Origin of the sequence: Stutzerimonas stutzeri (genome assembly GCF_024448955.1) — a bacterium.
GTDB lineage: Bacteria > Pseudomonadota > Gammaproteobacteria > Pseudomonadales > Pseudomonadaceae > Stutzerimonas > Stutzerimonas stutzeri_AQ.
This window is the reverse complement of sequence record NZ_JAMOIH010000001.1, coordinates 1-23,529: the sequence shown is the minus strand read 5'-3', so window position 1 is coordinate 23,529 and position 23,529 is coordinate 1. Positions and strand designations below refer to the sequence as shown.

The 23,529-nt window shown below is 59.0% G+C and carries 23 protein-coding genes and 2 tRNA genes; 8 read left to right on the top strand and 17 right to left on the bottom strand.

Translation table 11 applies throughout. From position 1 onward, the window contains the following. Window positions 1–13 precede the first annotated feature (13 nt). The 15 genes from NA645_RS00125 to NA645_RS00055 form a co-directional block, all read right to left on the bottom strand. Window positions 14–352, bottom strand: coding sequence for a hypothetical protein (locus NA645_RS00125; RefSeq protein ID WP_256046923.1), 339 nt, complete (start codon window positions 350–352; stop codon window positions 14–16). A 33-nt stretch (window positions 353–385) separates the two neighbouring features. Continuing rightward, a complete protein-coding gene (locus NA645_RS00120) occupies window positions 386–1,603 on the bottom strand; it encodes a glycosyltransferase family 4 protein (protein ID WP_256046922.1) in 1,218 nt (405 codons plus the stop codon). 141 nt (window positions 1,604–1,744) lie between these two features. Then, the gene (locus NA645_RS00115; protein ID WP_256046921.1) at window positions 1,745–2,860 is read right to left on the bottom strand and encodes a glycosyltransferase family 4 protein; all 1,116 of its coding nucleotides are present in this window, start codon (window positions 2,858–2,860) and stop codon (window positions 1,745–1,747) included. A 47-nt stretch (window positions 2,861–2,907) separates the two neighbouring features. Continuing rightward, window positions 2,908–4,230 carry a hypothetical protein gene (locus NA645_RS00110; protein WP_256046920.1) on the bottom strand — a complete coding sequence of 441 codons (1,323 nt, stop codon included), beginning with the start codon at window positions 4,228–4,230 and terminating at the stop codon, window positions 2,908–2,910. Further along, window positions 4,227–5,561: a hypothetical protein gene (locus NA645_RS00105; RefSeq protein WP_256046918.1), complete on the bottom strand. Its 1,335-nt coding sequence runs from the start codon at window positions 5,559–5,561 to the stop codon at window positions 4,227–4,229. The genes NA645_RS00110 and NA645_RS00105 overlap by 4 nt, the downstream gene beginning before the upstream one ends. Continuing rightward, window positions 5,506–6,765 carry a glycosyltransferase family 4 protein gene (locus tag NA645_RS00100; protein ID WP_256046917.1) on the bottom strand — a complete coding sequence of 420 codons (1,260 nt, stop codon included), beginning with the start codon at window positions 6,763–6,765 and terminating at the stop codon, window positions 5,506–5,508. Before NA645_RS00100 ends, NA645_RS00105 begins: the two co-directional genes overlap by 56 nt. A gap of 37 nt (window positions 6,766–6,802) precedes the next feature. Continuing rightward, window positions 6,803–7,306, bottom strand: coding sequence for a transcription/translation regulatory transformer protein RfaH (gene rfaH, locus NA645_RS00095; RefSeq protein ID WP_256046916.1), 504 nt, complete (start codon window positions 7,304–7,306; stop codon window positions 6,803–6,805). 55 nt (window positions 7,307–7,361) lie between these two features. Next, window positions 7,362–8,102, bottom strand: a complete 741-nt coding sequence (locus NA645_RS00090) for a WbqC family protein (RefSeq protein ID WP_256046915.1) — start codon at window positions 8,100–8,102, stop codon at window positions 7,362–7,364. A 19-nt stretch (window positions 8,103–8,121) separates the two neighbouring features. Next, window positions 8,122–10,332, bottom strand: coding sequence for a polysaccharide biosynthesis tyrosine autokinase (locus NA645_RS00085; protein WP_256046914.1), 2,211 nt, complete (start codon window positions 10,330–10,332; stop codon window positions 8,122–8,124). 56 nt (window positions 10,333–10,388) lie between these two features. Next, window positions 10,389–11,312 (bottom strand): glycosyltransferase family 2 protein, encoded by a 924-nt coding sequence (locus NA645_RS00080; protein WP_256047267.1) that lies wholly within the window; start codon window positions 11,310–11,312, stop codon window positions 10,389–10,391. A gap of 6 nt (window positions 11,313–11,318) precedes the next feature. Next, window positions 11,319–12,845 (bottom strand): lipopolysaccharide biosynthesis protein, encoded by a 1,527-nt coding sequence (locus NA645_RS00075; protein WP_256046913.1) that lies wholly within the window; start codon window positions 12,843–12,845, stop codon window positions 11,319–11,321. 23 nt (window positions 12,846–12,868) lie between these two features. Next, window positions 12,869–14,050, bottom strand: coding sequence for a DegT/DnrJ/EryC1/StrS family aminotransferase (locus NA645_RS00070; protein WP_256047266.1), 1,182 nt, complete (start codon window positions 14,048–14,050; stop codon window positions 12,869–12,871). Between the two features lie 68 nt (window positions 14,051–14,118). Then, a complete protein-coding gene (locus tag NA645_RS00065) occupies window positions 14,119–14,892 on the bottom strand; it encodes a hypothetical protein (RefSeq protein ID WP_256046912.1) in 774 nt (257 codons plus the stop codon). A 724-nt stretch (window positions 14,893–15,616) separates the two neighbouring features. Beyond that, window positions 15,617–15,693 (bottom strand) — tRNA-Met (locus NA645_RS00060). A gap of 168 nt (window positions 15,694–15,861) precedes the next feature. Next, window positions 15,862–15,938, bottom strand: a tRNA-Met gene (locus NA645_RS00055). Between the two features lie 410 nt (window positions 15,939–16,348). On the opposite strand from NA645_RS00055, the gene NA645_RS00050 reads away from it, so the two are divergent. The 3 genes from NA645_RS00050 (at window position 16,349) to NA645_RS00040 (ending at window position 18,047) form a co-directional block, all read left to right on the top strand. Next, entirely contained in the window at window positions 16,349–16,663 is a 315-nt protein-coding gene (locus NA645_RS00050) for a hypothetical protein (protein WP_256046911.1), read from the top strand. Between the two features lie 30 nt (window positions 16,664–16,693). After that, window positions 16,694–16,990: a hypothetical protein gene (locus tag NA645_RS00045; RefSeq protein ID WP_256046910.1), complete on the top strand. Its 297-nt coding sequence runs from the start codon at window positions 16,694–16,696 to the stop codon at window positions 16,988–16,990. Between the two features lie 82 nt (window positions 16,991–17,072). After that, complete coding sequence (locus tag NA645_RS00040; RefSeq protein ID WP_256046909.1) at window positions 17,073–18,047, top strand: tRNA dihydrouridine synthase; 975 nt, start codon at window positions 17,073–17,075, stop codon at window positions 18,045–18,047. Here NA645_RS00040 and NA645_RS00035 read toward each other — a convergent pair. Then, on the bottom strand, window positions 18,044–18,790 hold the full coding sequence (locus tag NA645_RS00035; RefSeq protein WP_256046908.1) for an SDR family oxidoreductase: 747 nt from the start codon (window positions 18,788–18,790) through the stop codon (window positions 18,044–18,046). The two genes, NA645_RS00040 and NA645_RS00035, sit on opposite strands and share 4 nt — an antisense overlap. Before the next feature lie 113 nt (window positions 18,791–18,903). Between NA645_RS00035 and NA645_RS00030 the strand changes: the two genes are divergently transcribed. The 5 genes from NA645_RS00030 (at window position 18,904) to NA645_RS00010 (ending at window position 21,584) form a co-directional block, all read left to right on the top strand. Next, a complete protein-coding gene (locus NA645_RS00030; RefSeq protein WP_256046907.1) occupies window positions 18,904–19,350 on the top strand; it encodes an Hsp20 family protein in 447 nt (148 codons plus the stop codon). Between the two features lie 458 nt (window positions 19,351–19,808). Beyond that, window positions 19,809–20,297 (top strand): YkvA family protein, encoded by a 489-nt coding sequence (locus NA645_RS00025; protein WP_256046905.1) that lies wholly within the window; start codon window positions 19,809–19,811, stop codon window positions 20,295–20,297. 121 nt (window positions 20,298–20,418) lie between these two features. Next, complete coding sequence (locus NA645_RS00020; RefSeq protein ID WP_256046904.1) at window positions 20,419–20,739, top strand: helix-turn-helix domain-containing protein; 321 nt, start codon at window positions 20,419–20,421, stop codon at window positions 20,737–20,739. Continuing rightward, window positions 20,721–21,116, top strand: coding sequence for a hypothetical protein (locus tag NA645_RS00015; RefSeq protein ID WP_256046903.1), 396 nt, complete (start codon window positions 20,721–20,723; stop codon window positions 21,114–21,116). Before NA645_RS00020 ends, NA645_RS00015 begins: the two co-directional genes overlap by 19 nt. After that, entirely contained in the window at window positions 21,117–21,584 is a 468-nt protein-coding gene (locus NA645_RS00010; RefSeq protein ID WP_256046902.1) for a tetratricopeptide repeat protein, read from the top strand. Here NA645_RS00010 and NA645_RS00005 read toward each other — a convergent pair. After that, on the bottom strand, window positions 21,551–23,347 hold the full coding sequence (locus NA645_RS00005; RefSeq protein WP_256046901.1) for a bifunctional diguanylate cyclase/phosphodiesterase: 1,797 nt from the start codon (window positions 23,345–23,347) through the stop codon (window positions 21,551–21,553). The genes NA645_RS00010 and NA645_RS00005 overlap by 34 nt on opposite strands. Between the last annotated feature and the right edge of the window lie 182 nt (window positions 23,348–23,529).

Below are 23,529 nucleotides of genomic sequence, written 5' to 3'. Positions count from 1 at the left end.
AAAGGTCGCAGGGTTAAAACGAGTAGCGGATGCTGTCGCCAGAGCGGATGTACTGGCTATCGGAGAGCGGTCTCGCCAGGCGTACTGGCGGGGGCGTGACCGTCACGGACCCATTGGTGGCACCGCACGATGGTGCGATCCGGCGAGCCCCATGATCGAAGATAATCGCCCGGCCCACCGAGTTGTTGGCACAGCTGGGCACGTCCCGTGCGAAGCTTTCGTGCCCTTGTCGATACAGTTCACCGTCGGTGTGCTGGGCGATATGGACGGCGCCTGTCGTCCCGCTGATCAGCAGGGCGAGGCCTAATACGCAGGTGGTCTGGACTCGTTGAGTTGCGGTTGCTGTGTTCATCCTTGAAACCTCGCAATTGAAATGGGGTCCTTATCAGGCGGGCTTCATTGGAACCGCCGTTGGGTAAACCGGTGCGACGCTCACCGGTGCAACGGTCGGTCGGGGCAATAGCGCATCCTGTCCCTGAAGCAAGGAAACCTCGCGAACCCTAGTATCGACGAAGGTCTTAATCTCTTGCCTGAATCGTTCGGTTGAAAAACGCTCCGCGCTTGCACGGCAAGTGTCGGGCAATATGTGATGCGCTTCCGATTCGAACTCCGCGACCGCTGCAATCAGGGATTCAGGCGTCTGCTCGGCGTAGAAGATCCCTGTCGGCTCGGGGTGATCGATCCCCCGCACGGTTTCGAGCACGCCACCTTTCCCATAGGCGATGACGGGTGTGCCACAGGCTTGAGCCTCGATGGGCGCGATGCCGAAATCTTCCTCCGCAGCGAACACGAAGGCGCGGGCGCGTTGCATGTGATGCAGCAGCACGGCGAAATTCTGATAGCCCATCAGCGTCACGTTCGGTGTTGCGAGCTCCTTTGCCTTTTCCATTTCGGGCCCGGCGCCAATCACGATCAGCTTCTTGTCTGGCATGCGCGAAAAGGCTTCGACGATCATCGGAATGCGTTTGTAGGGCACCATCCGAGATGCCGTGAGATAAAAATCCTCTTTATCGGCATGTAACGTGAACTGGCGGGTGTCGACGGGCGGATATATCACGGTCGACTCACGGCGATAGCTCTTGTTGATGCGCCGGCCGATGAAGTGAGAGTTGGCGATGAACTCGTCCACGCCGCTCGCGGTGCGCTGGTCCCACATGCGCATGTAGTGCAGCAGCATGCGCGCCAGTTTGGCCTTGAGACCGTGGTCCAGACTGGCCTCGTGGAGATACTGGTGCTGAAGGTCCCAGGCGTAGCGGATCGGCGAGTGCACGTAGCTGATGTGCAGTTGGTTCGGCCCGGTGAGTACGCCCTTTGCCACGGCATGGCTGCTGGATATCACCAGGTCATAGGGCGACATGTCGAGCTGCTCGATAGCCAGGGGCATCAGGGGCAGATACTTCTGGTAGTGCGTCTTCGCCTTGGGCAGTTGTTGGATGAAAGTGGTTGTGGCGCGTTTGCCGCCGAGACTGGCCCGATCTTCGTCGGAGAGGAAGTCGATGACGGCAAACAGGTCTGCTTCCGGCCAGGTCTCAAGCAGCCCGGCAAGCACCCGTTCGGCGCCTGCGTAGGTCACCAGCCAGTCATGAACAATGGCGATTTTCATACGTTAGCCTTCATGGATAAAGAGTGGCAGCGGGATCAATCGGCGATCGGTCGGCGACTGAAGTTTGGGAGTGCCGCGGCGATGCGGCAGGTGGTTGTGGACGCACTCGGCATGGCCGGGCTTCTGTCGGCGTTCGCTCGGTTAGTGCTTGGGCTGGCTGAGCGGGAGCTGTAGGTCTGCTTTCCTACCATCACTCACCCCGGTGAACGCCTGGTCGATCAGCCGGGATACCTGCCGGGCGGACGCATTCCAGCAGTACCGCGCTACGTTCGCTTTGCCACGCCGCCGCAGATCCTGGCGTAAGGCCTCGTCGCGCAGGACCCGCTGCATGCAATCTGCGATGTCCTGGACCTTCAACGGGTCGAAGTACAGCGCGCTGTCGCCCAGGACTTCTGGAATGGAGGCGGCACGTGCCGCGATGACGGGGCAGCCGCAGGCCTGCGCCTCGAGCGGGGGGATGCCAAAGCCTTCGTAAATCGACGGAAACACGAAGGCCGTTGCGCCCTGGTAGGCCTCCACCAGCTCCTGATCGGTGAGCCTGCCAAGCATGCGGATGCGTCGGCTGCCGGCCACGTCATGGACGCTGCCGGAGAAGATTCGGTTCGAGTCGCCAATGATGCGCAGCTCGACTTCATCGAACCCTTCTAGTTTCAGAAATGCCGCGACCATCCTGGCGAAATTCTTGTGCGCGCTGGGCGATGACACCGCCAGCAGATAAGGCGCCGAGCCACGCGGACATTGCTCGGCGCAGAAGGGTTGAAAGCGCGCGTCCACGGCGTTGGGCACCACGCAAATGTGGCGTGCCGGATAGCCATAGAAGCGAGCTATCTCTTCCCGGGAAAATTCGCTCACGGTAATCAGCGCCTTGATTCGTTTGAGTAACAGCGGTGTCAGATTGCGATAGATGGCCCGGAACGCTCTCGAATAGCTTTCCGGATGCCTGACATAGGTAATGTCATGATGGGTCGCGATCTGGTTGCCATAGGCGAGCGGGGCGGTATTGCAGAGCGAGACCAGCGGTGGGCTGCCATTGCGTGCGAGCCACAGCGGGAGGTCCAGTTGTTCCCAGAGATGGCCTCGGTGGCGCCCGATGCGGCGTACCTGCAGCTGTTCGGCACTGTCGTGTAGGCGTATGTCGTTTGGCGCAACGAAGACCAGGTCATCGCGCAGGCATCCGAGCTGCAGGCTGATCTGTTCCGCGAAGCGCTGTACACCCCGCATTTCCTGGGTCAGAAAGCGGGCATTGATCACAATCATCTGAAATTCCCCTTTTCAAAAAACTGTTCACGAGTCGAGAGCTTCTGCTAGGAGCCGGAGCGAGCCGCAGCGGACTTGCCGAGGCTGATGATTTTCGGAAATCCATCGAGTTCGATATTGGCGGTGCAGTTGTTCGCGTCGGCCGGGCAATTCCATGCCGCGTCGCTTTGGGTTCGGCCGTTTTCAGGATGCTCGGTATCGATCAGCTCCAGCGCGCCGGTTGCCTTGCCCGCGGATTCAATGCTGACCGAGCGTGCCTGGTCGGTGCTCCAGGCGACGAGAAGCTGTTCTTCAGCGTTACCGAAGCGCATCAGAACGGTGTCTTTTCTGGGTCCGTCGACATGTCCAAGAAACTGGTAGTTCTGGATGATCGGGCTGACCACCTTGAGCACCCGATACGCGGGCTTCAGGGTGTAGTTCTGCCGAAGCAGGCCGAAGTTGTGCTCCCGCTCACGCTTGTCGGTGCCGTCGTTTCGCAAGTCGTACCACCAGTAGCCCCGCACGTTGGGCAGCGTCTTGACGAGCAGAAAGCTGCGCGCCAGATAAGCGGCCTGCAGGCTTTCGTCGATGCCACAGGAACCCTGATAGGCCGGCCAGCTCATCTCCGTCAGATACAGCGGCACCGGCTGGCCGGCGGCGGCTGACAATTCCATGTCAACGTCTGCAAGCCATTCGATCCAGGCCTCGGGGGTGTTCTTCCCCCGGCCACGGCAATGTACGTATGGGTGCAGCGAGAGGCCGTCGATCGATTGCATCACGCCGGCTTCGATCAGGCGCAGGGCGAAACCGGATTCGATGCCTTTGGTGGTCACCGCGCCGGCCAACACTTTGGCGTCCGGATCATGCTGGCGAATGACGCCCGCTGCGTCGGCGATCAACCGGGCGTAGTCCTGCGTGAATTGCGGATCGGTCGGGTTCTCGACGTCCCACTCGTTCCAGACTTCGTAGTGTTTGACGCGGCCGCGGAACTGCTGTGCGACGAATGCGACGTAGCGATTGAATGCGGCGCGTACCGGTTCGCTGCGTGGCTTTTCCCCGTCGCCATGAAAGATGTTGCCGTAACCAAGAATGAACAGGCTATCGAGCCCCTGCGCTTCGGTGCCGGCGAGATAGCGGTACCAGTGCGGCTCCACCTTGAGCCGATCGCGGTTACGTTCGAGAAACGCCCAGTGCGCGTCGGTTCGTACCGACTCGATACCGGCATCGCGCAACAGTTGATTGCCTTGGCTGCGGCTGTCACGTAAATGCAGGTCATGCGAGCAGACGCCGAGGATGAACGGGTCTTCCGGCTGCTGCGCCGGTGACTGCAGCGCCAGGCCGGATATGGCCGCGACAAGTGCCAGACGGCAAAAATTGAGGCGGGTACTCATGGTCGCTCGTCCCTGTGTCTAGAGGCATGCGGTTCAAGGCCGCCATGCGGTTGTGCTGTGGTGATCTGGCTGTACGTCCCTCGATGAAGCACGTCCCGAGGCGTCAGGACGTGGGCGATGGCCATACCGAGGAACAGGGTGGAGGTGGTGACTTCCAATACATCGGTCGCCCAGCCGATCAGGCAGGTGCAGAAGACGATGCCTAGCAGGGCGTCACGAATGCGCGGGCCACGGTCGTGCAGGCGCAGCAGCAAGGGGAACAACAGCAGATACAGCAGCACGCCGAACACACCGAGCATTCCCCAGAGATACAGCGCCGTGTTGTCAGCGATGCTCAGCAGTTCCAGCCAAGCCAGTGGAAAGACCGCTGCGCTACTGCCTACCGCACCGAAACCTGCACCCCACCAACCCCAACCTTCGTTGGTAATCACCTCAATGAAATTCGGCCAGCTATGGATCAGACGGTCGTTGAAGGACGCAAGCATGCTGCCGCTGTAGGCCTCGGCCTGCGGAATGTTCAGCAGCAGGCTAGCGATCGGCAATGCCATTCCCGTCAGCACCGCAATGAAAAACGCCGTGGCGCTGGGCATGCGATATCCGGCGAGGAACAGCATCATCAGCGTCAGCAGATAAGCCGCGGCGGTGGACTTGTTGGTGGTGAGAAAGATCGCGCCGAATGCCAGCGGGTAGAGCATCATCCGCAGCAGTCGGGTGCGCAGGAACGCTGCCAGAAACAGGCTGTACAGCGCGATCATCACCGCCAGATTGGTCGACATGCGGGCGAAGCCGGCGAGACGGTCGGTACTGCCAAAGGCCCAGGATTTGTTCGCGGTCACCTCGACATCGCCCATCATGTAGCTGTACCCCTTCCATGGCACCTGGGTGAACATATCCAGTGCAATGCCTAGCAGAGAGGCCATCAGACATAGCCCGATCACCCAGCCCAACAGGACGGTTCTGCGTTCCAGATAGGTGCCGCAGAACAGCCCGAACAGCAGCGGAATATAGATGAACAGGCTGAAGCCGACGTTTCTCAGCGAAGCCCCGTGAAGCAGCGCGAACGAGCTTGAAACCACCAATGCAAATAGCACCAGCCATACGCCGGGCCTGCTTCGCGCGCGTGGCAACTCGAGCGCCACTGCTGCCAAACAAGCCAGCTTTGGTAGGTAGAGCAGGGCGGAGATACCGGCGATATCGAGGTAATAGCGCAGCGCCCCGGCAAAGGTTTCGCTGATCAGCAGTGAGGCCGCGATCAAGGTCAGCAGGGTCGGCTTGTCAATCGCCAGCGGGCTCGATCTGGGATGCGGTGTAGTCAGTGAAAACGGCGTCATCGTGGGCTCTCCGGCCGTGTAGCGCGGCATGCAGGATTGATTGGTACTGATCAAGCATGCGTTCCATGTCTAGAAATGGCGCAACGCTGCCATGCGCCTGCTGCGATAACCGCTGGCGCAGGCCGCTGTCCAGATAGAGCTTGAGCATCGCTCTGCCAAGCGAGTCGGGATCGGCCGGTGAGCAGAGCAGCCCGTTGAGATTGTTCTGGATGATTTCCGGCAGGCCACCCATGTTCGTTGCGATGACGGGCAGGTGCTGGGCACAGGCTTCGACGGCTACCAGCCCGAAGGGCTCGGCCCATATCGAAGGCATCACCAGCACGTCGATGTTGCTCATGAAGGAGGCGGCCTTCTGATAGCCGACGAAGCGGACTTTGGCCGGGTCGGCCTTTGCCTTCAGTTGTGCTTCATCGTCCAGCTTGCCGCGGCCGGCGATTTCCAGGGTGGCGTTGATTGACAGTTCTTGGAACTGTTCGATCAACCACCCCACGCCCTTGTTTTCCGACAGCGTGCCGATATAGCCGAAACGCAACAGGCCGCTGTGGTTATGACGCGGCGTGCGCGGTGCGCTTTCGCTCGGCGTGGTGCTGTTATGCACCACGTGGTGGCTGGCCCGGCTGAAATACCCGTGCCCGGACACCCGGTCCAGAATGAAGCGACTGACACCGATTACCGCGGCGACCTGTGCCGAGGCTCCCGCGTGTTGCTGACGGAAAGCCGAACACATACCGCACTGGCGCTCGCAACTGCGGCCTTTGCTGAACATGGTGTCCTTGGGGCACAGCAAATAGAGATCATGCAGCACCTGAACGATCGGCACGCCGGCCGCGCTGATCTCGTCCCACGCGGAGATCGACCATCCGGTCAGGTTGTGGCAAATCACCACGTCCGGCTGCTCGCGTGCGATCACCTCGCGAACGTACAGGCGCATGCGGCGGTTGTAGCGATCGCGGTAATGCCAGCCGAGGCGCAGCAGCAGGTTGGGCCGGCTCTGGGTGAAGTGCCAGTAAAGGTTGTACAGGCCGGCGCGATAGATTCGCACGCCTCCTAGCGTTTCCTCACGCAACCCGGCCTCCGGGCCGGTGGCCAGCACCGTTACGTCGCAGCCTCGGCCCTGAAGGCCTTCAGCCAACTGGCGCACGACGATTTCCGCGCCACCACCGACGTGGGGTGCGTACAGGCTGTGCAGAAACAGAATCTTCATGATCGGAACCCCGAATTCATCGGTGCAACAGCGTGAGTCAGGGCTGCGCGACGCAACCACTGAGATAGCGGGTTGGCACGCGGACTTTTTGTTCACGCTGCAACAGCTTCAGAAGGATCACCGAACGTTCGTCTCCGTCGTCGCTGACGAAGATCGCCTCGAGTTCGTTGAAGCCGCCACCCTGCAGATGCACACGCTCGCCAGGTTGGAACTTCGGCTTCTTTGCCGGGGCCGCGAGTCGCTGGCGCAGCTGCTCGATGAGTTCGTCCCGAACCGGTGTGGGTTCGCTGCCAAAAGACACCACTCGGGCGACGCCTCGGGTCGAACGGATGGGATACCAGTTGTCCATGTGCCGATCGAGGCGGATGAACAAATAACCGGGAAACAACGCTTCGTCTGCTTTGCCATCACCGGAAGTGCTTGGCTTGTGTGGCCTGTAACACTCGAAGTGCTGGCGTTGAAGATTCTCTTCGGCGCGGATTTCCTGACGGGGTTTGGTTTGTATCAGGTACCAGTGTGGATTGTTGCCGAGCGCTGACATGTGAAGCTGCCTTCCATAGAGATGAGGTTGCTGAAGTCCGTTTTGTCGATGTCGTTCATGCCTGCAATGCGGCTTGCTGCTCGATCCCTTCAACGAGAGAGAAACGCTTGAGCAGGCCCTGCACATCGTTCTGGCTGTTGAACATCAGCACGTCGATGATCGATAGCGCAGGCACGAAAGGTTGGCTGAACTGGGGGTAACTCAGGTCGTCCATGCGCAGAAAGCGCAGTGACAGGCCGTAAGCTCGGAAAAGCGCGGGGCAGTACAGCGCCATGCCTCCGATGGGGTTGATATAGCGCTCTGCACCTAGCATTTTCGTGAGGCCAATGACGCGCTCCTGCTTGTCCATGCGGGTCGGCAATCCCATCTCCGACCCGATATGGATAGGTGTTGTGATCTGCAGGTGCGCGCAGATGCAGCGGATGGAATGTTCGATGAACCGGGCCAGATTGCGCTCCGGATGCGTCAGGATCCGGTGAATCAGCGCGAACACTTCATCGTGATGAGGGGCGCGGGCGTAGGCGAATTCCAGCGTCCTCAGCAGCTTCTGGGCTTCCTGCGGGAAGTCCTCGCATAGCCAGCGCTGGTTGATCGGGTCGAATTGGCCACCCTTGCGCAGGGGAAAGGTGATCAATTTAGGCTGCCCGTTCACCAGTACCCTGTTGCGATTGATCCACGAAGCCTTGACGTACTGAAGGTCGTCACCCAGCACGAAGGCATCGCTGTGAGCGATCAGCTGGAAGTAGCCCAGGTAAGGAAACAGGTAGGGTTGCATCATCGCTGCGGTTCTGAGCACGGCAGGTCCCTCGCACGTATCAGGCTTTCTGAGAGTAGCTGTAATAGCCGTAAGCGCCGGTTTCATAGGCGGTGCTCGAGGCCTTACGCTTGACGCCGTTGAGAATGGCGCCCTTGAGCAATACGCCGTTCTGCGCCAGCCGCCGCTTGGATGCTTCGATCTGGCTGGCGGTGCTTAACCCATAGCGCGCGACCAGTAGGCAGGTGCCAGCCTGTTGCGCGACCAGCACGGCATCCGTCACGGCCAATACCGGTGGTGTATCGATGATGACGAAGTCGTATTCGCGCTCCGCCTCTTTGAGCAACTTCGCGAAATTGTCGTGCATCAGCAGCTCGGACGGATTTGGCGCGCTGCAACCGCTGGCAACGAAATGCAGGTTGGCCTGGTCGGTCTTGTTGATGACCGCGGCGAGACGCAGCCCGCTAACCAGTGCATCGGACAGACCGCTGCGCGGCGCCATGCCGAACACGCCAGCCAGATAACCGCGACGCATGTCGGCATCGATGAGCAGCACGCGCTGACCCGCCTGGGCGATCACCGATGCCAGATTGCTGGAAACGAAGGACTTGCCCACCGAGGGGGTCGGGCTGGTGACCACCAGCACTTGATTACGTGCCTCGAGCATGGCGAATTTGAGGCTGGTACGCAGGCTGCGCAGTGACTCGATGGCCAGATCGGCCGGATCGGCCGTGCCCAGCAGCTTGCTTCTTCCGTCGCGAATTTTCCTGAGCCGGTAAAGGTGTTCCTGTTTTGGTGAAAAAGGCAGAGCGGCGTACACCGGAATACCCAGATGTTCGATGGTCTCGGGGCTCTCTACGCCGCGATAGAACACCTGGCGTAGCAGGATCACCATCGCCGACACCAGCAGACCGACGAATATGGCGACCAGTACGACCAGGGGCTTGATCGGTTTGGCCGGCTTCTCCACCACCGAGTAGGCGTTGTCGATGATGCGCACGTTGCCGATGGTGCCTGCGCGCAAGATGTCCTGCTCCTGGGCCTTGTCCAATAGCAGGGTGTAGGTGCGGGTCGTGACCTGCATGTCTCGATTGAGGCGCAACAATTCCTGTTGAGTCATCGGCAGTGTGTCGATCTTGCCCATCAGCGCAGCTTTTTGTGCCTGCAGCTGACCGATCTTTTTCATCAGCGTCTGGTAGGTAGGGTGCTCCGGCGTGTACAGCTGGTTGTATTCGGTGCGCTTGAGTTCGTGCTCGGAAATCTGTGCTTCCAGCGCGACGACCTGATCCAGCACACCTTTGGTTTCGATGCTGATGTCGACCGATTGCGCGCTGGTCTGGTAGTCGTTGAGCGCCGCTTCTGCCTTCTCCAGCTCCTTGCGTACCAGCGGTACCTGCGAGCGTAGAAACTCCAGGCGCTGTGCTGCTTCGGCGGAGCTTCGCTCGATGTTCTGGCGCACATACAGACGGCTGATCTGATCGAGCACGTGATTGGCCTTGTCTGCGTCCGGATCCTCGAGGGTGAGGTAGATGATTCCCGAGTCCTTGCCGGCTTCACCCACCTTGAGGCGCTTCTGGTAATCCAGTGCTGTGGTTTGCGGACGGCTGCGCACGACGGCGAATTCCGTACCCGGGCGGGCTTTGAGTTCGGCGATCTGTACGCGAAAGCCCTCGTGCTGCACGGCTTCGTTGGTCTTGCCGCTCAGTAGCAATTTCTCGTCCGCGTCATACAGGCTGAAAGCACCCGCACTACCGGCACGTAGGATCAGCTTTTCACCCAGATAGGCTTCGGGCACATCCAACTGGAATATGTCCAGTTTTTCGCCGCCCCAGGCATAGCTGCTCATACCCAGCAGAGGCGCGGCGAGTTCGCCGTCCGTCTCTGGATCATGCTGACGCGCCATATAGCTGCCGAGAAGTGGGAGGTATTTGGGGCGAGTGGTGATGTAGAGCTTCAGCGCATCGACCGTGCGCCCTAGTACCGAGCGCGACTTGATCAGTTCGATCTCGGTCACCGCCTGGGAAACCGAGTTCGGCCGAGGTATGGCTTCTGGCACGCCGGTTATGCCGGCCTTCTTAGGCTCGATCTGGATCATCGCGCTCGCTCGGTAGACCGGCGTAGCCACGACGGCATAGGCGACGCCGAGCAGGGCGAAGAGGGCGGTAATGGTGAAAATCAGCGCCTTATGATCGAACGCCACGCGCAGAATACGCGCCAGGTCGATGCGATTGTCTCCGTCGTATTCCAGCGAAGAGCGGGCCATGGCAGTCATTGCGGATCCTTCCTTGAGTATTCGCCATCGGTGCGGCAGGTGTCGGTCATGCGCTGTCAGGCGCCTGGAATCAGCCTGCGTAATAGGTTGAGGCTGGCGTTCTGGAATACCTGGCTCAGCGCCTGAAGCTTGCTGAGCGGCGAAATCGATGCCAGCGCCTGGGCGAAGACCTGGATCATGAAGTACTCGTAGAGCGACTGGTTGCCGATCCGCTGGTAATAGCGGGCGAGGCTGTAATAGGCGTGCATGGACATCTGGATGCGTTGCTTGCTGCTGCGCATGGAGAAGATCCCGCCCTCATGCACTCGGTAGGCGGCGGGTTTTATCTCTTCGATGAACTTGCCCTTGCCGTGGGCTCCGAGCAACGACCACCAGCAGATATCCAACACTTCGACGCCGTGCAGCTCAGGCGGCAGTTCCTGTACCAGATTACGAAAGCACACCGTCAAGGTTGAGACTGGGCGCGCCTGCATCAGTTGGCGGGCGGTTGCGTCCCTTCGATATTTGCCCTGCAAGTGCGGGCTGCGCACCACGCCTTGGCTGTTGAACATGAACGCATCGTGGTACGTCATCACGTAGTCGCGGTGTTGTTCGAGAAAGTCGACCTGGATTTGCAGCTTGCGCGGGTCGATCCAGTAATCGTCCCCTTCGCAATAGGCGATGTACTTGCCGCGCGCTTGTGCGAACAATCGCGTGCTGAACGGCACACCTTGGCGGTACTGGTTTTCGCACTGATAGATCGGCTTGATCACGCTCGGGAAGCGCGCGGCGTATTCACGGATGATCGCCGCGGTGGTGTCGGTCGAGGCGTCGTCATGAACGATCACCTCGAAAGGGAAGTCCGTTTCCTGCCGGAGGAACCCCTCCAGCGTTTCCCTGATGAAAGCTGCGTGGTTGTAGGCCAGGCAGACGATGCTCAACAGCGGTTCCCGGCTGTCGCCCCAGGCCGCCATCAAGTCCTGCTCGTTTTTCAGTTCCATGTCCATTCAGACGCTCGATTTGGTCATCAGTACGTAAAGCCGCATTACGACGGGCTTGGATGTGAAGGTAACCAGTGCCAGGCAGATCAGACCGCTGACTGCCAGTCCCAGAAGAATGTCGAAGCGGTTGTCGCTCGCGATCGACACGAACACGGGTTCTCCGATCAACAGACCCAGGCCTGTCATGGCGGTAATGCGCAACAAATCCTCTAGCCATTGCCGATGCAGGCCGGGGGCGAAGCGCTTGTGCACCATCGACGGCCAGATCAGAAACGTCAGCATGCGCAGCCCGAACCAGGCCAGCGCTGCGCCATAGACGCCATGCTCGAGTGCCGCATAAACCACCAGCGGAATGCTGAGTGCTGCTGAGACCAGGCTGAACCACACGTGCAGGCGCAGCTGCCCGTAGGCGTATTGCAGATAGAACTGGAAGGCGGTGACGGCCATGATCGCGCTACCGACCACATACCAAGGCAACACTAGCCGGCTCCATTGCGCCGCTTCTGCATCGCCAGTCCAGGCGAAGACCAGCTCGGCGGAGTGAAAGGCGATGACCCCCGAGAGCGGGAACAAAAGGCTGCAGACGAATCGTGTGGCGTTCAGGTAGAGCGCCTGCATGTCGGCGATCCGGTTCTCGGCCACGAGCATGGTCATGCGTGGAAGTAGCGTCTGCACCAGCGGATTGGTGAGGGTCATGATGCCGGTCGACATCAGCGCCACCAGCGAGAAATAACCGTACTCCTTGAGCATCAACACGTTGGATAGCAACACCTTGTCCAGCTGCGTCAGGATGATCCACAGCACCGAGGTGAGCGACATGCCGGCGGCGAACGGCAATACCGGCTTGACCACGGCCCAGTCGAATCCGGTCAGGATCGTTGGGTTAGGCATCAGCGCATAGGCCTTGACGGCAAACACCAGCGTCTCGAACAGAGCGACCGCCGTCTGGAACAGGAAGAAATCCAGAGGGTTCTGACTGACATTGGCCACTAGAAACAGGCCGCCGAAATAGCGCAGCGTCGCTATCAGAATGTTGGCGCCGTTCAGCCATGCGTGCAGTTCGAGGCCTTGCAGGCCGCTCTTATAAAGAGTGGCGTACAGCTTCAGGCCGACCATCAGACCCATCAGGCTGATGCACTGAATGATGGTGTCTGTGCTCAGCTCCTGCGCTTGCAACCATTGGTGAGCGATCCAGCCACTGGAGAAATAAACGCTCAGAACCGTCAGCGATGCCAATGGCAAGAAGATGATTTCAAACGAGCGCAGCAGCTGTCCGGGCTCGTAGCACTGCGCGCCACTGGCGAGCCGCCCGCGATAGTGCGCAATCCGATGGACCAGCGACGGTGACAGCCCGGCGTCCAGCAGCTGTAACCAGGCCTGCAGCACCGCGAAAAAACCGATCAGGCCGTAGGCTTCAGCACCAAGATGCCCGAGATAGAAGGGTAGAACGAGGATGCCGATGAGCAGGGCGTACGCTTGACCAGCGTAACTCAGGCCGGTGTTGCGAAACATCGATAGCTTTCGATCAGACATGTAGTCGGGCCGCCGCTAATGAATCAGTAGATATTCTTGAACCCAGAATCGGGCAGGCTGAAACGCTGTTCCATCAAATCGGTAGCGTTGGTCTGTGGCCAGAAGCGCTCGGTTTGCCGCTGGCTGCGTCGCGAAGATTCGTGCACCAGCGTCTGAATAACCGTGTCTTGGATATGCCGCGGCAGGCCTGGATAGATCGGCAGGCACAGCACCCGACGGCTCAGGGTTCTCGACTGTATTTGCGGCGGCTGCGGCTGCAGATAGCCGAGAGTGTCCAGCGAAGGGTAGAAGTAGCGTCTGGGGTTGATGCCCTTGGCGTTCAGCGCTCTTCGACAGCGCAGCAACTGGTCTTCGTTTGCCAGGGCAATCGGGAAATAACTATGGTTGCGCTGGGAGTACGGCTGCTGGTGCTGCAGGTCGAAGTAATCACCCAGCTGGTCTTCGTAGCGCCTGGCGATCACCTCCCGTTGCTCCAGAATCAATGCCATGTCATCCAGGATGCACAGGCCCATGGCCGCAGCGAACTCGTTGAGTTTGGCGTTGATGCCGATACCGTCGATGGTGTCTGTGTCGACGATGCCGAAGTTGCACAGCAAACGAACCCTTGCCGCCAATGCATCGTCATTGGTGACGATGGCCCCTCCTTCGATGGTGTGGAACAGCTTGGTTGCATGGAAGCTGAGCGTGCTGACATCACCCCAGTGGAAAACCGAGCGGTCCTTGTAGCGCACGCTGAATGCATGGGCACCGTCGTAGACGACCTTCAGCCGATGCCGCTCGGCGACGCGCGCGATGCCTTCCACATCGCAGGCATTACCGAAGACATGCGTGGCGACGATTGCGCGGGTGTCGCTGTCGATCCGCGCCTCTATAGCCTGCGGGTCCATGTTCCAGCTGGCCTTGTCGATGTCGGCGAAGATCGGCCGGATACCTTCCCACTGCAGCGAGCTGGTGGTCGCAACGAAACTGAACGGGGTCGTGATGGCGCTGCCGGACAGGTTCAATGCCCGATAGGCGATCTGCAACGCCAAGGTGCCGTTATTGGTGAGGATGATGTTTCGGACACCCAGGTAATCGCGTAGGCGATCTTCCAGTTCGGTGACCAGCGGCCCGTGATTGGTCAGCCAACCGGACGCATAGATGCTGTCGACGTAGCCCAGAAACTTGGCTTTGTTGCCTAGATAGGATTTGGTGACATTGATCATCGCGATGTCCTTATCGGTAGTCACGTCGAGATCGATAGGTGAAAACCTCTGGCCGAGGCCGGGTTCGGTCACGCGGTAGGCTGCGTGCCGAGTGCGGTTGCGCGTCGTGCGCGACGCTGGTTGAGCTTGAGAATCAGCCGGGTCGCAAAGCTGCCTGCGTGCGGGTCGCCATAATGGAATATGGCGGTTGCCCGGCGGCTGGCGGGGTCGCAGGGCTCGTTTGCATGCAGCGTCCGGTAGCCCCAGAACAAATACAGATTGCCCGGAACCAGCTGCAGCTTTTCGGGCTTCAGAAGATGACGGCGAATGGCTGCGGTCATCAGCTTTCGGGTCAGCGCGTTCTGCAACAGCATTTTTTCCAGCACGTTGAACAGAACATTCGAGCGTACTCGGCGGAGATTGGGGAACATGATCAAATCACCCCGATCGTTCCCGTTTTGAGGGATTTCGATGGGCAACAGTACGGTTACAAGGCTGGCATCGTAATGAAAGCAATTGGACTCACGGCGCCCTGAATTCCCCTGCACGCAGCGCAACACCTTAAGAATCTCATCGCTGTACGCGGTTTTCCCGATGCCCGCCTGATAAATGCTTCCAAGCATCTGCCGGAACTCCGGCGCAGCGCCTAGAACGCCCAATAGAGAACTCTCTATTTCAACGCCACCATGGTGCGCGAAGTATTGGCCTTTATGTCTTTCGGCATCATTACGGATGTGATCTTGTAATGAGGTTAATTGTTCAGAAGTAAGGAAGTTGGTAATGCAGGAGCTTCCCTTGTCGCTCATTTCTTTGGCAATCAATTGATGCGCTTCGATATCGATGCTACGGAACAGGGTATTCACGATCAGCTCCGGTTTGGATGAACATATGAGTACGACGACTAAAGTTATTATTGATCGGTACACGTAATCTTCAATTACGCCATTAATCGCCAGATATGAGGTTTTTGCTGCCTGTTCTTATTAGGCACGCTACCGCCATTGCAGGCTTTTGCCGCCATTTGGCTTGCCATCTCTCGTAGGCCTCTTCTCCTGGGGCGGCCCGTATAGCGCGGCTTTCAGGCAAAGCTACCGCACTCGGCTGGGTTTCGAGAGAAGCAATAAAGAGAGAGTACTGTTAACGCAGAACAGCAAAAATTAGCTGTTACGGAGATGCTATCCCTGCGGACTTAATAGCAATACCGGGTTCTGTCTGGCTTGCCACTCGAGGAAACATCCTGCCTCGTTTGTGTGACCTAGTTATCATTCAGAACCTGACGGCAGTCAAGATGGGAAACTAAATTTTTTTTTGGGATTTTCGGCCTGCCTGTCGTAATCCATTGATAGGCAAAAGGATAAAAGAGCTGTGGGTTACCGAGTCGATAACTTTATTTTAAAGTCATCCATCTTCAGAACTAAGCCGAACGGCCTATAAACTTTCGCGTGAAGAGATTTAAAGGGAAAGGGAGGGGCGTGAGGCTGAAATCAACCTAAGCAAGCGAAGGCCGCGAGGTTTAACGTGCGAGAGGAGGGTGGTTCTGCGAGGCGGAACGAAAAAGGCCACTCATGAGAGTGGCCTTTTCGTATTTGGTTGCGGGAGCCGGATTTGAACCGACGACCTTCGGGTTATGAGCCCGACGAGCTACCAGACTGCTCCATCCCGCGTCTGTGGGGCGGCATTCTACAGGCTGACATGAGGCTGTCAACCTAAAAGCCGAAAAGAAAGCGTTTCTATTCAGTTATTTAGCGGCGCGCTCAGCAAGCGACGTTGCTTTGCGCAAGTGACAGGACATAGAAACGAAAAGGCCACTCAGAGAGTGGCCTTTTCGTATTTGGTTGCGGGAGCCGGATTTGAACCGACGACCTTCGGGTTATGAGCCCGACGAGCTACCAGACTGCTCCATCCCGCGTCTGTGGGGCGGCATTCTACAGCTTTGGCTCGCCATGTCACGGCCTAATTTAGGAGAGCGCCTATTTCTTCAAGCGCTTAGCGAAACGCTGATACCTGGTTTCGCAGTAGCGGCCGGGAAGTGCCGGGCCGGTGTGGCGCTCGGGCTAGGCTTTTGATGGTAACGAGTGATTCGCAGCATTCCCCAAAGCATCGCCAGTGCGGCAGCGCTCCAGCCGAAGATCATCAAAAGAATTACCAGTGCGGGAGTGATCATTGTTGGATTCCTTTCTAACCTGACATCAGCCTCTGTAGCTGGGACCTGGGTTTGGATGGACGGTTCCGCTGCCGCTGGTCAGTGATGCTGCTCGGCGGCGCACGGCTCGCACTGAGGGTTGCCTAACGATTGCCACGACTCTTGAAGGAGGAGATATGAAGACCTGTCTGGTAATCACGCTTGGCTTCGTGGCTGGGCTTGCCGCGACCGGCGTCGCTGCCGCATCGGCCGATTCCGTTGATATCGAGTTGGCACAAAACACGGGTGCGGTCGACCGTTCTTTGGGTAACGGCTCGATGGGCGTCGGTGAAGGAATCCAGCGGCTACCCGAGCAGCCCGGGGCGGATCGCGTCGAGAGCGAGGAGCGGCGAAAAAAGATCTACGACGAAGCGGGTCACGGTGATAACGACACCGATATGGAACATCGCCCGCGCCGAACCCTGGGCGATCGTGACCGCGATGACGACTGACTGGCTGATCGATGAAACGGGAGAGCAACGATGTCGAACACACTTGTCTTGATGATCGCTGGCCTGATATTCGCCTCCGGCGCTGCTTTGGCTGACACTGAACTGTCCAATCCGTCTACTACCGGTAACCAAGCGATAGAGCAGCCATCATCCGATATTGGGGGCGCAACGCGGGATGAGCGGGACGCTACAACGGATGATGGCGAAGGGGTGGATGATGAGCCTGGGTTAGGCACCATGGGCACGGGAGCCACCGGCACCACGGGTGGCATGGGCGCAACGACCGGAACCGATACCATTGGAGACCGCGAAGATACAGACCAGTAGTCGCCAGGCGGCACGCCCAGGGCGTTTCTAAGCGCGGTCGGCCTACGTACAATGCGCTCCTTTTTCGATTGGGCTGTTTCTGATGCAAATTGCCTTGGCCCCCATGGAAGGGCTGGTCGATGAGATTCTTCGCGATGTGCTGACGGGTGTCGGCGGTATCGATTGGTGCGTGACCGAGTTCATTCGAGTGTCGGATCGCCTGTTGCCGCCGTCCAGCTTCCGCAAGCTTGCACCCGAGCTCGATAACGGCGCCCGGACTCGCGCCGGCACCCAGTTGCGTGTGCAATTGCTGGGTTCGGATCCGTCTTGCCTGGCCGACAATGCGGCCTTTGCCTGCACCCTCGGTGCGCCTGCCATCGATCTTAACTTCGGCTGTCCGGCTAAAACGGTAAACAAATCTCGTGGCGGCGCTGTTCTGCTCAAGGAGCCCGAACTGCTTCATTCGATACTGCGCGAGGTACGCAAGGCGGTGCCTGCACATGTCCCGGTCACGGCCAAGATGCGGCTGGGTTTCGACAGTCCGGACGGGGCGCTAGATTGCGCCAGAGCCCTGGTGGATGGTGGTGCGGAGCAACTGGTCGTGCATGCCCGGACCAAGTTGCAGGGTTACAAGCCGCCTGCGCATTGGGAGTGGGTCGCCAAGGTTCAGGATGTAGTGAATATCCCTGTGTTCGCTAATGGCGATATCTGGTCGCTGGACGACTGGCGTCGTTGCCGCGAAATCAGCGGCGTCGAAGACATCATGCTAGGGCGTGGATTGGTTTGTCGGCCGGACCTGGCGCGCCAGATCAATGCAGCAAAGCATGACGCAGAGGTTGAGCCGATGAGCTGGGAAGATCTGCAGCCGCTGCTCGCTGACTTCTGGTTGCAGGCGCGCCGCAAGATATCTCCGCGCTACGCACCCGGGCGTCTCAAACAATGGCTTTCCATGCTAACTCGAACTTACCCGCAAGCCGTTACGCTGTTTGCCCAGCTGCGGCGAATGGACGATTGCGAGCGACTCGATGCCTTGTTGGGCATCACCTACAAGGCATCGGAGTTCGAGGCGGTTATCTAGCGCCCGCCGCTGACGTCCAGTAGGGCGCCACTGGTATAGCTGGCTTTTTCACTGGCCAGCCATAGAATCGCCTCAGCCACTTCCTCAGCGTCACCGCCGCGCCCCATGGGCACGCTGGCCTTGACGCGCTCAACGCGGCCCGGCTCACCACCGCTGGCATGAATCTCTGTACGAATCACGCCCGGCCGCACCGCGTTGACCCGAATGCCTTCTGCGGCAACTTCTTTCGCCAGGCCAAGCGTCATGCTGTCGATCGCGCCCTTGGCGGCCGCGTAATCGATGTATTCGTTAGGTGCGCCGAGCTTTGCGGCAATCGAGGAGACATTGACGATGGCGCCGCCGCTGCCGCCATAGCGGGTGGACATGCGTTTCACCGCCTCGCGCGCGCAAAGGAAACTGCCGGTCACATTGGTCGCGAAAACCCGCACCAGCCGCGCCGCATCCATCTCGTCCAGACGCATTTGCCGTTCCAGCATGCCGGCGTTATTGACCAGCACGTCGAGCCTGCCGAATTCCTTGTCGATCGTGGCGAACAGCCTGGCGACCTGTGCCTCGTCTGCGATATCGGCTCTTACCGCGATGGCGTGAGCGCCGGCACCTCGAAGCTCCTCGAGCAACTGCTGCGCGATATCTTGACGCTGATGAAAGTTGAGGCACAGCGCGTAGCCTTCGGCTGCGGCGAGCCTGGCGGTGGCCGCACCGATGCCTCGGCTGCTGCCTGTAATCAGCATGACTCTGGACATGAAAACTCCGACGAATGGTCTTGAAATGGGCGGGGCAGTTCCTATTTAGGGCTACACAGGATGCCGAATTCGGGTCCTGTAGTAACCACTCGCTGAATATCAGGAGATACAAAATGACTAGTTTTTCCATGGCTCCGCTGTTCCGCCAATCCATTGGCTTCGATCGTTTCAATGATCTGTTCGAGTCGGCCCTGCGTAACGACGCGGGCAGCTCGTTCCCACCGTATAACGTTGAAAAGCACGGCGATGACCAGTACCGCATCATCGTAGCAGCCGCCGGTTTCCAGGAGTCCGATCTGGATCTGCAGGTCGAGCGTGGCGTGCTGACCATTAGCGGCGGGAAACGAGAGAGCAGTGGTGAGAACGTCACCTATCTGCACCAGGGAATTGCCCAGCGTGCCTTCAAGCTCTCGTTCCGTCTCGCCGATCATATCGAGGTCAGAGGCGCAGCACTCAACAACGGCCTGCTGAGCATCCAGCTCGAGCGCGTGGTTCCGGAAGAGGCCAAGCCCAAGCGCATACCGATTAACGGTGAGCGCCTGGCTCTGAACGAGGCGTAACCCGCAAAGGGTCGCATTGCGGCTCGTTGACTGATGGAGAACCCCGCCGCTTCGGCGGGGTTTTCGTTTGTGGCGCGCGTGATTCAATCCGGAAAGACAGCTGCTCGGCTTGAACATAGAGGATCGTTGGGCTGTCTCTGTTAGAACGATCGGGCGAGTTTGTCTACTCCTAAGAAGCCGAAATTGCCTTAAAAAAGCGTTGACATGTTACGGTTATGCACATTCTGGGAAACGTAACCCACCGGCTTCGCCGTCACCGCTCAAGAAATTTCTGGACATTCTTAAGTTGCTGATTTTAAAGGCTTTATGTTCGCTGAGCAAAAACCCATCGATCTGTTTGAAGGCCGCGTCAGACGGGCGTTTGGGGAAGTCATCCAGGAACTGTTCACAAGGTTATCCACAGGAATTGTGGATAATTGCCGAATGCTTCTATGGCGCGGTTTTGCAGGAGGTATTCGATGAAGCTCCCTTGGAAATTCTTCCGCTATTTGCCCATAGCGCAACGCGTACTCGCCCGTGGACGGTTACCCATGGTGCTGCTTGCCGTCGCTCGCAAGCGCTCGGCACGTGGCGGGCTTATGAAAGGTCTGCGTGAAGACCTGGGTTTGCTGCAGGCGTTATGTGTGGCTTGGTGGCGGGGCGAGTACAGGGCTATCAGCAGACCTGCGCTGATCGCTGCAGTGGCTGGGCTGTTGTACTTCCTCTCGCCTATGGATGCCATACCGGACTGGATCCCCGGGCTTGGCTTCATCGACGATCTCGCGGTGCTGGGATGGGTCATGCGCAAATGGTCCGGCGAGCTGCAGGCATTCCGCGATTGGAGAGACAGCCAGCCGGTTGATGTGCAAGCTGACATTGATCGTCTCCCTTCGGTCGATGAGCCGATGGCGGACGACGTTAGCCATGCGCGTAGTGCCCGATTCCGAGACGATATACCAAGGGATTAATCCTTTCGTGCTGCTATGGGCGGCCACGCTTTCACTCTTTAGTGCGCGCCCGTAGGCTAAAAATCCGTCCTCAGGCTGTTAAGATCCGCCTTCATTCATGGACAAACGAGCGGGGTAGCGGATGAGTGTTCAGGTCATCATGCGTGACGGTGTGCCAGAGTACGCCGTGCTGCCTTGGGATGAATATCAGGCGCTGCTGAGTGAACGTAATGGGCGCACTGCCCAGGCGGTCGCCGAGGCTCCGATTGCTTTACCGAAATTCAGCGAATTGTCGGCGATGCGCGAAGCCAAGGGCATGAGTCAGGAGACGCTGGCGCGTTCCGTAGGCATCAGCCCCGTTTACCTTGGCCTTATCGAAAGCGGCGAGCGTGATCCCGGTGACCCCATACGCCGCTCTCTGGCCCGTGCGATGGAGATCGAAGGATGGGGGCCGGAAGCTTGAAAGACGCCGCGCCGTCGATTCGCATCAGCCGCCCGCACTGGCAGGCGTTGCTGGATGAGTTGACCGCCGCTCGACGGCAGCGTCATCTGGTGACCTATCGTGCGCTGGTCGAACGCCTCCAGTTACCCACGCCGGCGATGCAGACATTGACGGTTGCACTGGAGTACTTGGCGACGCTGGACGCACGCGCTGGCCGACCGTTGCGCAGCGCACTGGTGATCAGCCAAGGTGCCAGCCGTTTACCCAGAACGGGTTTCTTCGAATGCGCCGCTCGTCTTGGGCGGTTTGCAGGTCCTACCGATGGCGCAGCTGCTGCTTCCTGGCATGCGGGCGAAGTCGCGCGCGTGTTCGAATTCGATTATCCGGAGGCGCCATAAATGCTGCACAAGGTTCGGGCGCGCGCCGGTTATCTGACCGCACGCAAGCTGTTGAGCATGCGTTGGGCTGTCGAGCAGCCTAAGTTGTGGCGCTGGATGGAGGGCCAGTTTTCGCGTATGGCCGCGATAGGTGATCCGAAGGCGCAGAGTTTTTACGGGCACATCCTGCTTTTCAGAGGGCAGGGTTATGGTGCAAGACGGGAAGGCATTCGTTTGTTGCGCCTGGCCGCCGAAGGAGGCGATGCCAAGGCTGCATACCAGATGGGCGTGATCGCCCTAAGTGAGGATGCCGAACACGGCCCGGACGGAGCCCAGGCGGCGCATTGGTGGAAGCTCGCCGTCGAGGCCGGACATCCATTGGCCACGGCCCGTCTGGCTCAGTTGTACAAGGCGGGCGGACATGGGTTGGCGCCTGATCGGCAAGAGGCTGAACGTTACAGAGCCAGCGCCGCCAAACACGGCCTCTGAACGCCTAGTGACCGCCGTTCCGTATCGATCGTGTACAGGCTGTAACCCGCCACCTGCTTGGCCTGACGCTTGGCTTCGGAGGCCAGGACGGCGAGAGATGCGGCGTCGATTTCGGGGGTTGGCCCGGACTTGAGAAGGACCGCGCCGATCGAAAGGGAGAGTAGGGGGTAGCGTTGCTGGCCGCCTTGCCGCCCTTCGGCAATGAAGCAACCCTCGGCCAGATGATCGTCGCGGTAGAAGGACCGGCAGCGTCGCTCGAATGTGTCGAACAGTCGGCTGATTCTCGCTGACCAATCTTCAGACTTCATCACCAACATGAAGTCATCCCCACCGATGTGACCGACGAAGTCACGACTCGAATCGATCTGTTCATCCAGGCAGTGAGCAAGACATAGCAGGACCTCGTCACCCTTGGCGTACCCGTACAGGTCGTTGAAGGGTTTGAAATGGTCGATATCGACGTAGCAGATCACCGCCTCTCGATTTTGCCGCAGCAGTCGCGTCAGGCATTGCTGAATCGGTACATTACCGGGTAGCAGCGTCAGCGGGTTGGCATGGCGCGCTTGCTGAACCTTCATCTCGGTGATCAGCCTCAGCACATCGATGACCCTGCCAAGGCCGTGATAGCGACCGTTGAGGGTGATGACGAAATCTTCGTCGATGCGCTGTCGCGCTCGGCAGGTCAACAGCCGGCTGACCTGCTGCAGGGACTGGCCAAGCTCTACGGCGAGAAAGTCATCGCTCATCAATCTACTGATGGGTTTGCGCGCCAGCAGGTCGGTTGCAAAGGGCTTGAGCAAGGCGTCAGAGAGCAGGCTTCGATGTACGACACCTGCTGGCGTGTCCATCGCGTCGAGGACGGCGACCGAATTCAGATTCGCTTGCAGGCGGAACAGTTCCAGCACGTCCCCTATCGGGCAGGAGATGGTAACCGCGGCTTGTTTCAGTACCAGTGGAGACAGGTCCGGCTGGTTCTCGTCCAGCGTATCGTCACGATTCCCCATATTTGGCAACAGCACCGCTGCATCGGTGGCCGGTACCTCTTCCGGTCGGCCCAACAAGTAGCCCTGAACCAGATCGACCCCCATGTCCGAAAGAATCCGGAGCTCCTCGCTTAGCTCGATGCCTTCGGCGATCACCTGGGCGCGTGAGGCTCTGGCGATCTTCATGATGGATTCGACAAACTCGCGTTTGATGGCGTCCCGGTGAATGCCATCAATGAAATAACGGTCGATCTTGACGTAATCGGGGCGCAGTTCCGACCACATGCGCAGCCCGGAATAGCCGGCGCCGAGATCATCGAGCGCGATCGAGAAACCCATGTCACGGTAGTGATGCAGTGCGGCATCGAGCAGTTCGAAGTCGTCCGTGGGGGTCTGTTCCGTAAGCTCGATCACGACCCTGTCCGCCGGGATGCGATATTTCTGCAGCAGCTCTAAGGTTCGGCCCGGTTTGTGGGCAGTCTCCAGCAGTGTTTCCGGCGATACGTTGAGAAACAGCTTGCCTCGTAGATTCTGCTGGCTATAGCGGCGGCAAGCATTTTCCCGGCATGTCATTTCGAGCTCGTTGAGTCGACCGGCATGGCGTGCGGCCGCGAGCAGATTGATGGGGGAGTGCAGAGCGGTATTGGACGGGCCGCGCGTCAGCGCTTCGTAACCCAGAATATGCCGTTCGGAAAGTGAAACGATAGGCTGGAAAAGGCTGGTGATGTCGCCGTGAGCGAGGATGTTATCCAGCGTGCTCAACTGCTCGGTGACGGTCATGGTGGTCTCGTGTTGGCCGTAGGAATGCGAAGGGCCGCACAGTCAGATGGTGTGAAAACTACTGCGCTCGGTTATGCCGCGTTAAAAACAGGCTCGGATGCGAGCCCAGTCGGAATGCTCATTACAACTCGTAAACTCGAGTACGAGCCCAGTCCGCTTCCTCGCCTGTTTTTGTGGGGACG

Bases quoted from the DNA above. Each gene is read 5' to 3' on its own strand.
- NA645_RS00125 (WP_256046923.1), bottom strand. From the start codon at position 352: ATGAACACAGCAACCGCAACTCAACGAGTCCAGACCACCTGCGTATTA.
- NA645_RS00120 (WP_256046922.1), bottom strand. From the start codon at position 1,603: ATGAAAATCGCCATTGTTCATGACTGGCTGGTGACCTACGCAGGCGCC.
- NA645_RS00115 (WP_256046921.1), bottom strand. From the start codon at position 2,860: ATGATTGTGATCAATGCCCGCTTTCTGACCCAGGAAATGCGGGGTGTA.
- NA645_RS00110 (WP_256046920.1), bottom strand. From the start codon at position 4,230: ATGAGTACCCGCCTCAATTTTTGCCGTCTGGCACTTGTCGCGGCCATA.
- NA645_RS00105 (WP_256046918.1), bottom strand. From the start codon at position 5,561: ATGACGCCGTTTTCACTGACTACACCGCATCCCAGATCGAGCCCGCTG.
- NA645_RS00100 (WP_256046917.1), bottom strand. From the start codon at position 6,765: ATGAAGATTCTGTTTCTGCACAGCCTGTACGCACCCCACGTCGGTGGT.
- rfaH (WP_256046916.1), bottom strand. From the start codon at position 7,306: ATGTCAGCGCTCGGCAACAATCCACACTGGTACCTGATACAAACCAAA.
- NA645_RS00085 (WP_256046914.1), bottom strand. From the start codon at position 10,332: ATGACTGCCATGGCCCGCTCTTCGCTGGAATACGACGGAGACAATCGC.
- NA645_RS00080 (WP_256047267.1), bottom strand. From the start codon at position 11,312: ATGGAACTGAAAAACGAGCAGGACTTGATGGCGGCCTGGGGCGACAGC.
- NA645_RS00075 (WP_256046913.1), bottom strand. From the start codon at position 12,845: ATGTCTGATCGAAAGCTATCGATGTTTCGCAACACCGGCCTGAGTTAC.
- NA645_RS00070 (WP_256047266.1), bottom strand. From the start codon at position 14,050: ATGATCAATGTCACCAAATCCTATCTAGGCAACAAAGCCAAGTTTCTG.
- NA645_RS00050 (WP_256046911.1), top strand. From the start codon at position 16,349: ATGAAGACCTGTCTGGTAATCACGCTTGGCTTCGTGGCTGGGCTTGCC.
- NA645_RS00045 (WP_256046910.1), top strand. From the start codon at position 16,694: ATGTCGAACACACTTGTCTTGATGATCGCTGGCCTGATATTCGCCTCC.
- NA645_RS00040 (WP_256046909.1), top strand. From the start codon at position 17,073: ATGCAAATTGCCTTGGCCCCCATGGAAGGGCTGGTCGATGAGATTCTT.
- NA645_RS00035 (WP_256046908.1), bottom strand. From the start codon at position 18,790: ATGTCCAGAGTCATGCTGATTACAGGCAGCAGCCGAGGCATCGGTGCG.
- NA645_RS00030 (WP_256046907.1), top strand. From the start codon at position 18,904: ATGACTAGTTTTTCCATGGCTCCGCTGTTCCGCCAATCCATTGGCTTC.
- NA645_RS00025 (WP_256046905.1), top strand. From the start codon at position 19,809: ATGAAGCTCCCTTGGAAATTCTTCCGCTATTTGCCCATAGCGCAACGC.
- NA645_RS00020 (WP_256046904.1), top strand. From the start codon at position 20,419: ATGAGTGTTCAGGTCATCATGCGTGACGGTGTGCCAGAGTACGCCGTG.
- NA645_RS00015 (WP_256046903.1), top strand. From the start codon at position 20,721: ATGGGGGCCGGAAGCTTGAAAGACGCCGCGCCGTCGATTCGCATCAGC.
- NA645_RS00010 (WP_256046902.1), top strand. From the start codon at position 21,117: ATGCTGCACAAGGTTCGGGCGCGCGCCGGTTATCTGACCGCACGCAAG.
- NA645_RS00005 (WP_256046901.1), bottom strand. From the start codon at position 23,347: ATGACCGTCACCGAGCAGTTGAGCACGCTGGATAACATCCTCGCTCAC.